Source organism: Pontimicrobium sp. SW4, from assembly GCF_039954625.1.
Classification (GTDB): domain Bacteria; phylum Bacteroidota; class Bacteroidia; order Flavobacteriales; family Flavobacteriaceae; genus Pontimicrobium.
On the sequence record NZ_CP157199.1, the window covers coordinates 2,073,989 to 2,087,108 of the forward strand.

At 31.7% G+C, this 13,120-nt stretch carries 10 protein-coding genes; 3 read left to right on the forward strand and 7 right to left on the reverse strand.

Annotation, left to right across the window (positions count from 1 at the left end; genetic code table 11):
* Position 1: 1 nt before the first annotated feature.
* The 3 genes from ABGB03_RS09710 (at position 2) to ABGB03_RS09720 (ending at position 3,872) form a co-directional block, all read left to right on the forward strand.
* Positions 2-1,021, forward strand: a complete 1,020-nt coding sequence (locus tag ABGB03_RS09710) for a DUF368 domain-containing protein (protein WP_347922316.1) — start codon at positions 2-4, stop codon at positions 1,019-1,021.
* A complete protein-coding gene (locus tag ABGB03_RS09715) occupies positions 1,014-1,751 on the forward strand; it encodes a shikimate dehydrogenase (RefSeq protein WP_347922317.1) in 738 nt (245 codons plus the stop codon). The genes ABGB03_RS09710 and ABGB03_RS09715 overlap by 8 nt, the downstream gene beginning before the upstream one ends.
* A gap of 84 nt (positions 1,752-1,835) precedes the next feature.
* On the forward strand, positions 1,836-3,872 hold the full coding sequence (locus ABGB03_RS09720; RefSeq protein WP_347922318.1) for a DUF349 domain-containing protein: 2,037 nt from the start codon (positions 1,836-1,838) through the stop codon (positions 3,870-3,872).
* Between the two features lie 201 nt (positions 3,873-4,073).
* On the opposite strand, the gene ABGB03_RS09725 is transcribed toward ABGB03_RS09720, so the two are convergent.
* The 7 genes from ABGB03_RS09725 to mnmA all read right to left on the reverse strand — a co-directional run bounded on the left by ABGB03_RS09725 (position 4,074) and on the right by mnmA (position 13,064).
* Positions 4,074-5,555 carry a glycosyltransferase family 39 protein gene (locus tag ABGB03_RS09725; protein ID WP_347922319.1) on the reverse strand — a complete coding sequence of 494 codons (1,482 nt, stop codon included), beginning with the start codon at positions 5,553-5,555 and terminating at the stop codon, positions 4,074-4,076.
* Positions 5,542-7,113 carry an NAD(P)/FAD-dependent oxidoreductase gene (locus tag ABGB03_RS09730; protein ID WP_347922320.1) on the reverse strand — a complete coding sequence of 524 codons (1,572 nt, stop codon included), beginning with the start codon at positions 7,111-7,113 and terminating at the stop codon, positions 5,542-5,544. The genes ABGB03_RS09725 and ABGB03_RS09730 overlap by 14 nt, the downstream gene beginning before the upstream one ends.
* A gap of 1 nt (position 7,114) precedes the next feature.
* Positions 7,115-7,888: a nucleoside triphosphate pyrophosphohydrolase gene (gene mazG, locus ABGB03_RS09735; protein ID WP_347922321.1), complete on the reverse strand. Its 774-nt coding sequence runs from the start codon at positions 7,886-7,888 to the stop codon at positions 7,115-7,117.
* A gap of 226 nt (positions 7,889-8,114) precedes the next feature.
* Entirely contained in the window at positions 8,115-8,954 is an 840-nt protein-coding gene (locus ABGB03_RS09740; RefSeq protein WP_347922322.1) for a hypothetical protein, read from the reverse strand.
* A gap of 324 nt (positions 8,955-9,278) precedes the next feature.
* Positions 9,279-10,217: a nitronate monooxygenase gene (locus ABGB03_RS09745; protein ID WP_347922323.1), complete on the reverse strand. Its 939-nt coding sequence runs from the start codon at positions 10,215-10,217 to the stop codon at positions 9,279-9,281.
* A complete protein-coding gene (locus tag ABGB03_RS09750) occupies positions 10,218-11,846 on the reverse strand; it encodes a S8 family serine peptidase (protein ID WP_347922324.1) in 1,629 nt (542 codons plus the stop codon).
* A 27-nt stretch (positions 11,847-11,873) separates the two neighbouring features.
* Positions 11,874-13,064, reverse strand: a complete 1,191-nt coding sequence (gene mnmA / locus ABGB03_RS09755; protein WP_347922325.1) for a tRNA 2-thiouridine(34) synthase MnmA — start codon at positions 13,062-13,064, stop codon at positions 11,874-11,876.
* Positions 13,065-13,120 lie beyond the last annotated feature (56 nt).

Genomic DNA, 13,120 nt, shown 5'->3' on the forward strand with positions numbered 1-13,120 from the left:
AATGCAAAACACAAGAACATTTACAGATAAATTGTTCTTAGTCATTAAAGGACTAGGTATGGGCGCTGCAAATAAAGTTCCAGGAGTGTCTGGAGGTGTGGTTGCTTTTGTTGCTGGTTTTTATGAAGAGTTTATTTATTCACTACAAAAAGTAAATGGAAAAGCTTTTAAGTTATTAATTAATGGTCGTTTTAAAAGTTTTTATCGATATATAAATGGTCGTTTTCTAAGCCTATTATTTTTAGGAATGATCGTAAGTTACTTTAGTGTTTCTAAAATACTAGATTATTTAATTGTTCATTACGAGCTGTATGTATGGAGTGTGTTTTTTGGAATGATCATAGGCTCCATCTATTATATAAGCAAAGATTTTGACGCTTGGTGCAACAAAACAATTATTTCGGTTTGCATTGGAATAATTGTTGGCTTAAGTATTAGTTTTTTAGATCCTGCCACCGAAAATGACAACCTATGGTTTGTGTTTTTCTGTGGAATGATTAGCATAACTGGAATGACTCTTCCAGGGTTTTCAGGCTCATTTATATTAATTCTTTTAGGTAATTATGTTTTGTTATTAGTAGATTCGGTAAATGCGCTCTATGATACTATATTTGATGTGTTTACTGGCGATTTTTCGTTTGCAAGTAATCCCGAACGTATTAGAATGTTAAAAGTTTTAGGGGTGTTTACTTTAGGTTCAGTTGCTGGATTAGTGACTTTTTCACATATAATTAATTATGTACTTAAGCATTATAGAAACATTACACTTTCTTTGTTAATGGGATTTATTATTGGCTCTTTAGGCGTAGTGTGGCCATGGAAAGAAACCATCTATAAGTCTGCAGAGAATGGGTCGCTAATCCTAGATTCTAGAGGAGAGAAAATTATTGAAAATTACAGTCGCTTTATGCCAGAAATGCAAAGCGAAACATATATTGCAATAGCGTACATCTTACTTGGAATATTAATCGTTCTAGCTTTAGAATGGTATGGTAAAAAAACAAGAAAAATAAATGGCTAAATTTGGACTTATAGGAAAGGGTATTGACTACTCCTTTTCAAGATCGTATTTCAGTGAAAAATTTAAAAATGAAGGTTTACACCACACTTATGTAAACTTTGATATTGATACTATTGAGTTATTTCCAGAAATTATAAGTTCAACAAAAAAACTTAGAGGCCTAAACGTTACAATTCCATACAAAGAAGCTGTAATTCCTTATCTCACCAAACTACATAAAACCGCTAAAAAGATTGGTGCTGTAAACACTATTAAAATAACAAAAAAAGGGAAGTTTATAGGCTACAACACCGATTATTATGGTTTTAAAAAATCAATAGAACCTTATTTAAAATCGCATCATAAAAAAGCACTTATTTTAGGAACTGGTGGTGCTTCGAAAGCTATTGCTTATGCTTTAAATAAGTTAGACATTAAGTATAAATATGTTTCAAGAAAAGCAACAGAAAATAAGTCAATTACTTACGATTCTCTAACTGAGGCAGACATAAAAACACATCAAATTATTATTAATTGTACGCCTCTTGGCACCTATCCAAAAACCAATGAGTGTGTAGATATTCCTTATGATGCTATTGATAACACACATTTAGTTTTCGACCTAATTTATAACCCAGAAGAAACAAAGTTTTTAACTATTGCAAAAATAAAAGGAGCCACAATAAGTAATGGCTCTAAAATGTTAGAACTCCAAGCAGAAAAGGCTTGGAAGATTTGGCAAAAACGCTAAAACCAGTCTAAATAGAGGTCATAACTTTGTAATTCCCTGTGTTAATAGTATCTTTAAACTTTAAGAACCTAAACATTGAAAGATATGTCTGAGAAAGATAACCTGCCAGAAGCAGATGGAATTAAAGAAGAAATTGTACCTCAAATTGACAATGCATCTGTAAATGCAGATTCTAAATCTGTTGAAGAATCTTCCACTGATACTCCAGTTATTGATGAAGTAAAAAAAGATTCCGAAGTAGCAGAAGAATCTTCAAAAGAAGAAATAAATGCAGAAGTTGAGACCACAGAAGAACCTTCAACTAGTAATGATTCGTCTGAAAAAACTGATGAAGTATTAGAAGAAATAGATGCTTCAAACGCTGAAGACGCTGAAGACGAGTCTAATAGTAAACGTCATGATATTGAAGAAAAAGATTATCATACCATGTCGCTTAATGAATTAGTTGATGAGTTAGAACATCTTGTAAGGAATGAAAAGATTCAGACTATTAAATCTCATTTTGATACTATAAAAAATGAGTTTAGCACTAAGTTTAGTGCATTATTAGAAGAGAAAAAAGAAGAATTTATAGCTGGTGGAGGCAACTCCATTGATTTTCATTTTAAAAGTCCAGAAAAAACTCGTTTCAATGATATTTATAGAGAATATCGTGATAAGCGACAAGATTATTATAAAAACTTAGAAAAGAATTTAAAAGCCAATCTTGAACAACGACTAGAGATTATTGAAGAAATTAAAGGACTAATCAATGTTGAAGAGAATATAAACACAACATACAAGCATTTTAAAGAACTTCAAGAAAGTTGGAGAAATGCTGGACCTATTCCAAGAGACAAATACAATAATGTGTGGAATAACTACCACCATCACGTAGAAATTTTTTATGATTTCTTACATCTAAATCGCGATTTAAGAGATTTAGATTTTAAGCACAACCTAGAACAAAAACAAAAAATAATTGCTCGTGCAGAAGAATTGGCTCAAGATAATGATAGTAATAGGGCTTTTAGAGAATTACAAGTACTACATAAAATTTGGAAAGAAGAGTTAGGCCCTGTAGATAAAGAGTTTAGAGAAGATATTTGGCAACGCTTTAGTGCAGCAACAAAAACCATTCATGAAAAACGACAAGTGTTTTTTGAAGAAATGGACAAAGCCTATGAGAAAAACTTAGAGGTAAAGCATGAAATAATTTCTAAAATAAATACCATAGCTGAAGATGAAGCCAATAACCATAGTGCATGGCAAAAGAAGATAAAAGCAATTGAGCTTTTACGTGAGGAATTTTTTAAAGCTGGTAAAGTTCCAATTAAAGTAAATGAAGAAACTTGGGCAAAGTTTAAAACTACTGTTAGAAATTTTAATCGTAAAAAAAATGCCTTCTATAAAAGTTTAAAGAAGGACCAATATGAGAATCTTCAGAAAAAAATGGAACTTATTAAAATTGCTGAAGACAATAAAGACAGTGATGATTTTGAAACCACCACTTCCTTAATGAAAAAAATTCAAAGTGATTGGAAAAAAATTGGTCATGTCCCTAGAAAAGATAGCGATAAAATCTGGAAACAATTTAAAACAGCTTGCAACCATTTTTTTGATAGATTTCACGAAAATAAAAACGCAGCCAATAAAGAAGAAGTTGAGGCATTAGAAAAGAAAACAAAACTTTTAGAAAGTATAAGTTCTTTAAAGTTTACAGATGATGTTGACGCAAGTTTAGCCATCATACAAGAAAAAATTGCTGAATGGAAAGTCATTGGTCGTGTACCATATAACAAGCGTTCTATTGATGGGAAATTCAATAAAGCGATTGATGCTTTATATAGTAAACTTAATATGAACAAAACGGATACTGAATTATTAAAATATGATAACAAATTAGCTACCATGGCTAATTCTAATGATAAGCGCTCTCTAGATAATGAACATAATTTTATTAGAAAGAAAATTGGAGACATTAAAGGAGAAATTAATCAGTTAGAAAATAACTTACAATTTTTCTCTAATGTTGATGATGACAACCCTTTAGTGAAAGATGTCTATAAAAATATAGACAAGCACAAAAGCGACTTAAGTACTTGGAAAGAAAAACTTAAAAGAATTAAGCAATTCTACTAAAAAAGCACATCCTACTTGCAAAACAAATAGGATGTAAACTTCTAACTAAACTAAATAAAATTGATTTTTTTAAATCTTTTCTGTTTAAAAGAAAAGATTTATGCTATTAATCCGAGCAATTTTATCACTCTATTTATAGAGTTATACTATATACGAGAAAAATGTGGTTTTGGATGTTTTTTTTAAAGTAAAAAATAGCTTTTACTTAATTTTATAAATTTCGACATCATCGAAACTCTTTAGGAAAGTGTAATTAGATTTCATATACATATTAAACTCTAGCCCATAGATTTCTTCTACATTTTTTAAAGAACCATGCTTTAAAATAAATTTTGGAGAGTTTTGCTTGATATCATTTAGTACCAAATTTCTTTGCAAATCTTCCTTAATAAAAATTGAGTTAAAATATTTACTAGAAGATTTTCTTTGTGTTTGGTCTAAAATAAAAATCAACTCTTGATCTGCCCCTAAAGCATAAATAAAATCATCATTATCAGTATTACTCTTAAGCCAATTACTAGCTTCATTAATATAAACCTTATTATATGTTGAATAATTTATCAATGAATTGGCGTTAACATATAACTGCTTGTAAGGAAATAGAAAAATAATTAAAACTAATATAGACAAACTACTTTGATGACTAGCATACTTCTTCAAGTTGGCTGAATACTTATTGATATGGAAAGAAACTACAATGGCAATAATTAAAGATAATGATGGTAATAATTGCTTTATTTGATGTCCATAATAATATCCTGAAGCGTTAACACCTATAAAATCAAAAATAAACCACGTTCCTAAAAACAAATACATTGTTTTAGAACATATTTTCTTATTCATAAAAAACAATACCAAAATTGGTAAAAACAAAATAAATTTCGAATAGAAAAACACTTTAATAAAATTAGAAAAATGAGTGTTTACACTTTCAATTTTCGAACCAGAATTAAGTAAAATTTTCCAAGCACCATTTATATACTCTAAAAAAGTAACATCAAACATATAGAGTATAGAATAAGAAAAAAGAGTTGATAATAATACACCAATACCTATAAAACCAATACCTTTGATTCTTTGTCTATTGGTATAATTTGTATTCAAAATAAGAAAAACAATTACCAATGCTAAGGCAGTTGTAATAGCAATTTGCTTAAACATTATAGCTAACCCTAAACTTAGTCCTGATAAAATCAGCCATTTATAGCTAAAACTATTGCTTTTATTGATAAGAAAATAAAAAGCTAATGTTGAAAAAAATATCATAAATATTTCTGTTTGTGCAAAAGCAAAACCATCAAGCAAAGACCAACTATAAGTTAATCCAAATATATAAATACTTATTATTCCAGTTGCTTTATCAACCAACCTTTTACCAATTTCATAAACTAAAATAGTAGTGCCCAAACTAAATAATACACCAAGGGTTCTAACAATAAAAATAGTGTCAACACTAAATTTATTAGCTAATGCAAACAGCATAAATATTCCTGGAGTTTTGTTTTCAACAATTCCAATATATGGTGGAATTCCTTGATTACTCCAAAGCCATCCAATATAACTCCATATAGACTCATCATATAGTTTAAAAGGGAATGCAGATGCAAGAATAAAAACTCCAGCAACAAATAAAATTGCAAATTTAAAATTCTTAATTAATGAAAAAGTATCACTTTTCTTCATGGTATTCTTCTTCAACATTAATGTTCCAAATATTGTCTTTGGATGTTGTCCCCGAAATAATATTATTAACAGCAGTAATAGCTGTTAACATAGAATGGTCTTGATTGTTGTACTTGTGCATTCCATTTCTTCCAACTAAAAATAAGTTTTCAAAAGAATTGGTATACGCTTTTATTTCCTCAAACCTCGAATAGGTTCCAAAATAAGCTGGATATGCTTTAGGCACTTTTATGATGGTACTATCTAAGACATCTTCTTTGTTTATAATATCAATCTTATGTAGTTCCTCAATTGCGAATTGTATGAATTTCTCATCATCCATTTCCCATAAAAAGTCACCTTTATTACAGAAATATTCCAATCCAATCCATACTTTTTTATAATCTTCTAAAAGGTAAGGCGACCAATTATTAAAAATTTGTACTCTACCTAGTTTTACATCATTCTCTTGAATATATATCCAATTATCTGAAATTAATTTATTGTTAGCATCCGTTATTTTTAATTTGTCAAGCAATAAACCAACAGTAATAAAATCTCTATACAATAAGCCTTCACCAACTTGTTTAACATTTTCTGGCACAATACTACCTAAAGACCCAACAAGATGTCTTACTGGCATACTAGAAAACACATAATCGCCATTTATAATTTTACGGCTGTTTGTGCTTTGATTTACATAACTCACTTCAGTTATTAGATGATCTTTTGTTTTTAATTTGTCAACTTTAGCATTAAAAACAACTTCCCCTCCCTTTTCTTCAATTATTTTAGTAACCGTTTCCCATAATTGTCCCGGACCTAGTTTTGGATACATAAATTGCTCAATCAAGCTTGTTTCAGTACTTTCTTGATTAATTGATTTATCTTTTACAAATATGGCTTTAATGGCGTGTAATATGGTCTTGGTAACGGACAGTCCTTTTATGCGTTGTGCGCCCCATTCTGCTGATATTTTTGAGCATGGTACACCCCAAACCTTTTCTGTATAATCCTTAAAGAACGTTTCATACAACTCTTTTCCAAATCGGCTAATAAGAAAATCTTCTAAGGAATCTATGTTTTTTGGAGGAACTATTTGAATATAAAAATACGTCCAACCAATTTTAACAATCTTAAAAAAACCTAATGATGCAATCGTTTCCCAATTAAGAGTAATAGGATAGTTAAAAAATTTGCGCATAAAGAAAATCCTAGATAACCTATTTCTAATAAGCATCACTCGATCTGTATGCTCAGGATTTGGACCAGAAGCACTAAGTCTTTGCGTAACTTGTTTTTGTGAATTTGGGTCTTTAATATCCAACTCGTCTTTAGAAGGATATCCTTGAACTGGTAAAATATGTTGCCACCAATCCATAACCACTTTAGATTTTGAAAAAAAGCGATGCCCACCTATATCAATTCGATTCCCTTTATAAACTTCTGTTCTCGAAATTCCACCAATTTTATCGGATTGCTCTAAAACTACAGGTTTAACATTTGTTCTAGTCACCAACTCATAAGCTGCTGTTAATCCTGCTGGTCCTGCACCAATAATAATTGCTGTTTCTTTCAAATTATAGGGTTTTAGCTTCTTCCCAAAATACATCCATTTCTGCCAAAGTCATGTCTTTTAATGGTTTGTTTAATTCTTTTGATTTCTTTTCAAGATACTGAAATCGTTTCGCAAATTTCTTATTTGTTTTTTCTAAAGCATTTTCAGGGTTTATTTTTAAGAAACGTGCATAATTAATCATAGAGAAAAGCACATCGCCAAACTCACTTTCAATCGTATCTTGATTACCATTGGCAACCTCCGCTTTGAACTCTTCTAGCTCCTCCTCTACTTTTTCCCAAACTTGGTTTGGTTCTTCCCAATCAAATCCAACACCAGCTACTTTATCTTGTATGCGATTAGCCTTTACAAGAGCTGGCAAACTTTTCGGCACACCTTGCAACACACTTGTTTTTCCTTCTTTCAGTTTTAGATTTTCCCAATTTTGTTTGACTTCTTCTTCATTTGTCACTTTCACATCGCCGTAAATATGTGGATGTCTATTAATCAACTTTTCACAAATAGCATTAGTCACATCAGCAATATCGAAATCCTTGGTTTCGCTACCTATTTTTGCATAAAACACAATGTGTAACAATAAATCCCCTAATTCGCCTTTTATTTCTTGTAAGTTGTTATCTAAAATTGCATCGCCTAACTCGTAAGTCTCTTCAATAGTTAAGTGACGTAAGGTTTGCATGGTTTGCTTTTTATCCCAAGGACATTGCTCACGCAATTCGTCCATAATGGTTAACAATCTATCAAAAGCTTTTAGTTGATCTTTTCGGGAATTCATGCATTAAAGTTTGAACAAAAATAACAGATTTGAGTGAGGTTTTAGAGAATTGTTATTAACAGAAAATTGAGGTTTAAATTGAAGTTACGCTATCGGTCTCGTATAAGAATAGTTGCGGGTTTACGCGCGAGGATTTTCCTATGGAAAATCAGAAGCTAACAAACAAGCAATGTCCTTTAGATTAAGCCAAAATAACATTTTTTATACGGTGTTGGCAATAGTATTTTTATTCTAATAATTCAGATTTTATGCCTTTTGCGATTAGGTAATTAACAAATGCACTGCAAGAAACTAACATATATTTAGCATCTTCAAAATCACAGTTAGATTCCTCCATTAGAGCGTGTCTTATTCCATCTCCATCGCTCGTATAACCATAAATTTGTTTAAAACCTCTTTCAAGTGCTGGGTGTAAATTTAGTTTTCCTTTTATTTTATCAAGAGCACTTCCTAAACTGTTTTTGGATGTAGAAGATAAAACTTTACAAATAGATTCAACAGCAGAAATTGATTCTTTTATTGAATTTCTATAATCGGGAGAATTTCTGTCCGAAAGCATTCTTAAAGAGTTTTCTAAATGAGTTTTTACTCCAATTAAACTTTTATTTTTAGAATCCTCAATAGCTTGGTCAATTTCGTTAATTTCAGATTCATTAGTAATTGGACTTATTAGGCCATTAACAAACCTATAACCAGAAACTTCACGCTCTAAAATATTATTGTAAAAAGATGTTATTGAATCAATATCGAATAAATTGTTTTTAGTACAAAACTCAATAAAGTCATATGTTTCATACCATTCACATTGAAAAAACCAAGTTCTTAATTCGTTTTTGACGTTTCTTGTTTCAGGAGGGATTTCATCAATTGTCTTTTTAAAAAAGTTGTGCCAAATATCTAAAATAAACTCGTGTTCATTACAGTATTGAATATACCGTTCTTTTAAATTTTTAAGATAATAAGTGTGAAATACATTCCACAATCCATTTTTTAATTCACTATCAATAGAATCAATTTGAATTGAATCTTTAGCTTTTATAATCCCTATTCTTTCTGAGAACTTCATCTATTTTATATTATTGCCAACTTTATTGATATGACGTCGTTTTAATACTTCGGCAAGCTCAGTAACAGTTTTGTATCAAGTGATAAGCGAAGTTAGAATTTTCCTACTATAAAGTCAATTTATTTTAAACAAAACTTATTAAGCAACCCGTTGTGCATTTTGATAAATTCTGTCAATTCGAGTAAATTTTACGATTAAAATGAGTGAAATTTGTATCGAGAATAAGAATTTAGCATATAAATTAGTTCTCGATACGATTTTTTTTATCAAAAATCACTCGAACTGACATTATAGAAACTACTTTAAAGCAAATTTATTAAGTAATTATAAACTCGTCACTTCTTTTTTGGCAGTTTCAAACTCAGCAACAATTTCATTAACAATGTCTGCAACAGGTTTTATATCGTGTATCAATCCAGCTATTTGCCCTATTTCGAGTTCACCATCGTTCAAATCGCCTTCAAACATGCCTCGCTTAGCTCTAGCTCTACCCAATAATTCTTTAAGTTGTTCTGGTGTTGGCGACGTTTTATACAATTCTTGTACCTCGTTAAAGAATTTATTTTTAATCAATCTTACTGGTGCTAATTCTTTTAAAGTTAACTGTGTATCACCTTCTTTAGCATCAACCACAACTTGCTTAAACGCTTGATGCGCAGAGCTTTCTTCACTAGCTACAAAACGACTCCCAATTTGGACACCATCGGCTCCTAAAATCATAGTTGCTAACATGGCTCTTCCAGTTGCAATGCCTCCAGCTGCTATTAATGGAATTGTAATTTGCTCTTTCACCATTGGAATTAATGTAAGCGTGGTGGTTTCATCTCTACCATTATGTCCTCCAGCTTCAAAACCCTCAGCAACAATAGCATCTACTCCAGCTTCTTGTGCTTTTAACGCAAACTTTACACTACTCACTACATGCACAACCGTAATGCCTTTGTCTTGCAACCATTTGGTCCAGGTTTTTGGATTTCCAGCAGAAGTAAAAACGATTTCTACACCTTCTTCCACAATAATGTTCATGATGTCTTCAATGTTTGGGTATAACATAGGGACATTTACACCAAACGGTTTCTCAGTGGCTTTTTTACATTTTTGAATGTGTTCTCTTAACACCTCTGGATACATACTTCCAGCGCCAATGAGTCCTAAAATTCCTGAATTACTTGCAGCAGAGGCTAATCGCCAACCACTATTCCAAATCATTCCTGCTTGAACAATTGGATATTGAATATTAAAAAGATGTGTTATTCTATTCATTTACTCTTTTATGAGCTTAAATGTATTTGTTTTTTTGTTATCGCCTTTCAACCTAGCTATATAGATACCTTTAGATAAAGCCTCTATATTAAGAGCCTTATTATTTTGATATATGGTGGTGTTGATAACCAACTTACCCAAAACATCAAATATGGCTATATCGGCTGAATTTACATTTTCTGGAAAATTTACAAATAATAAGCTCTTAGCTGGATTAGGAAAGATTTTAAATTCTTTACCTAGAATATCTCCACCTTTGTTGAGAACAGCACCAAGTGCTTGTTGCAAATCTGGAATACCATAACCAATTTCGAAATTAGGTGTATTGTATATCGATGCAGACTCACGTACTAATTGCATAATTTCGGCATTGGTAAAGTTTGGTAAAGCCTGTATTAAACTTGCCAATCCTCCTGTCATTATTGGCGAACTAAATGATGTGCCATTATTTTGTACAATATTATTATTAGAATCGATCACATAAGCTGCACCTCCTCTAGCAACAACGTCTGGTTTGTGTGTTGGTTGAATGACACTCCCTTTTGAGCTAAACGATACATAATCACCATTACCATCAACAGCTCCAATGGTAAATACACCTATTGCATCTGCTGGAGCATTCACGCCATTTACTCCAGAGTTTCCTGCTGAATTCACTACAAGCATTCCTTTTTCATAAGCAATATTGGCACCTCTTGTGATAAAAGCAGTATTTCCATCCATATCTGCTGAAGTATAATCATATCTCGGATACGTTGGGAAATCTTTATAACCTAAAGATGTATTTAAAATATCCACACCCAAACTATCTGCTCTTTCGGCTGCTTCTACCCAATAGCTTTCTTCTACAGGGTTTTCGTCCAGACCATCTTCTGTTAAAAATAAATAATAAGACGCATCTGGTGCTGTACCAACATATTGATTTTCAATAAAACCAGCCATGGTACTTAGTACTTTAGTACCATGATCACTCACAGTTGATGCATATACATCACTTGTTCTGTTTACAAAATCGTAGCCACCCAATAAATCACTATTATCTCTTAAGCGTTGAAAAGCTCCCATAGTATTTACGTTTGGAAATCCAGCATCAATCACAGCCACAGTAACACCTTCTCCTGTATAATCTGCTACGTGCAAATCATCAGCATTAATCATTTCTACCTGATTTTGCGTGTTTCCATAATTAAAAACCACTCTTGTGTTTTCGACGGAAAACTTATCTTTTGCTTTTTTATTAGGTATAGAAACTCTTGTAGTATTTAAACTTTTATCTGCAAACTCTATATGGTCTACAAAACTAAATGTAGTTTCTAAATTATCAATATCCGTTTCGGTTCCACGAACATGTACTGCATTAAACCATTTAGATTTGGCATATACAGTTATTCCTGTAGCGTTTTTTAAACTGGTAATATAGCTTTCATTTACTTCAACATCTCTGGCATCAATTGCAACACCATGTTTGTTTTTTCTGTCTATGGCTTTTTGAGTAAGAATGGTAAGTGGGTTGGCTATTTTAGTAGCAACATCTTCTTTATCGGTAAAATAAACCCAAGCATCTTCAATTTGTGCTGAAACAATAAAAGGCAGCCATAAAAAAGTAAAAATTAATATTCTCTTTTTCATATAATATAGAGATTTGGTTTATGCAATTTAAGAAATAACTCCAGAACCTACTAATTCATCATCTAAATACCAGGCTACAAATTGTCCTTCGGTTATGGCTGACTGTGGATTTTCAAAAGCTACATATAATCCACTATCTACTTTATAAAGCATTGCTTTTTCTAGAGGTTGCCTATAACGGATACGAGCCAAAACTTCCATTGTTTCATCAACTTCCAGTTTTAAATCTTCACGAATCCAGTGCAATTCATCATTTGAGACAAATAACGCCTTTTTATAAAGTCCAGGATGCGATTTTCCTTGCCCTGTATAAATGATGTTGTCTTCAACATCTGTATCAATCACAAATAATGGCTCTACTGTGCCGCCAACTGCCAATCCTTTTCGCTGTCCTTTGGTAAAATAATGTGCGCCTTGATGCTTGCCGACCACTTTACCATCGCTTATTGAATACTCAATTTTTCGAGATAGATAAGCTAATTCTTCTTCTTTTGAATTGAATTGTGGTTTATTTTTATAATAAACGCCTTGTGATTCTGGGATTTCAACAATAATACCTTCTTTGGGTTTTAACTGTTGCTGCAAAAAATCTGGCAATCTAACCTTACCTATGAAACATAGACCTTGAGAATCTTTTTTCTCGGCAGTTACTAAATCTAGTTTCGAAGCAATAGCTCTTACTTCTGGTTTTGTTAATTCTCCTATAGGAAATAATGTCTTAGCTAATTGCTCTTGCGATAATTGGCATAAAAAATAGGATTGGTCTTTATTATTATCTTTTCCAGAAAGTAATTGATAAATTTCCTTTCCGTCTTTGGTTATTGTTCCTTTTCTACAATAATGTCCAGTAGCTACATAATCTGCTCCAAGCTCCATGGCTATTTTCATAAAGACATCAAACTTTATCTCTCGATTACATAAAACATCTGGATTTGGTGTACGACCTCTTTCATACTCATTAAACATATAATCTACTATACGCTCTTTATATTGTTCACTTAAGTCAACAGTCTGAAAAGGAATCCCAAGTTTTTCCGCGACAAGCATTGCATCGTTGCTATCATCCAACCAAGGACATTCATCAGAAATGGTAACCGAATCATCATGCCAATTTTTCATAAATAGACCTATGACCTCGTAGCCTTGTTCTTTAAGAACATAAGCTGCAACGCTAGAATCCACACCACCCGAAAGGCCTACAATTACTCTTTTCATCACAATAAATTGAACTGCAAATTTACAACTATTGTAATGAAACACAAGCAAATTAGATT

Bases quoted from the DNA above. Each gene is read 5' to 3' on its own strand.
- ABGB03_RS09715 (WP_347922317.1), top strand. From the start codon at position 1,014: ATGGCTAAATTTGGACTTATAGGAAAGGGTATTGACTACTCCTTTTCA.
- ABGB03_RS09725 (WP_347922319.1), bottom strand. From the start codon at position 5,555: ATGAAGAAAAGTGATACTTTTTCATTAATTAAGAATTTTAAATTTGCA.
- ABGB03_RS09740 (WP_347922322.1), bottom strand. From the start codon at position 8,954: ATGAAGTTCTCAGAAAGAATAGGGATTATAAAAGCTAAAGATTCAATT.
- ABGB03_RS09745 (WP_347922323.1), bottom strand. From the start codon at position 10,217: ATGAATAGAATAACACATCTTTTTAATATTCAATATCCAATTGTTCAA.
- mazG (WP_347922321.1), bottom strand. From the start codon at position 7,888: ATGAATTCCCGAAAAGATCAACTAAAAGCTTTTGATAGATTGTTAACC.
- ABGB03_RS09720 (WP_347922318.1), top strand. From the start codon at position 1,836: ATGTCTGAGAAAGATAACCTGCCAGAAGCAGATGGAATTAAAGAAGAA.
- ABGB03_RS09750 (WP_347922324.1), bottom strand. From the start codon at position 11,846: ATGAAAAAGAGAATATTAATTTTTACTTTTTTATGGCTGCCTTTTATT.
- ABGB03_RS09710 (WP_347922316.1), top strand. From the start codon at position 2: ATGCAAAACACAAGAACATTTACAGATAAATTGTTCTTAGTCATTAAA.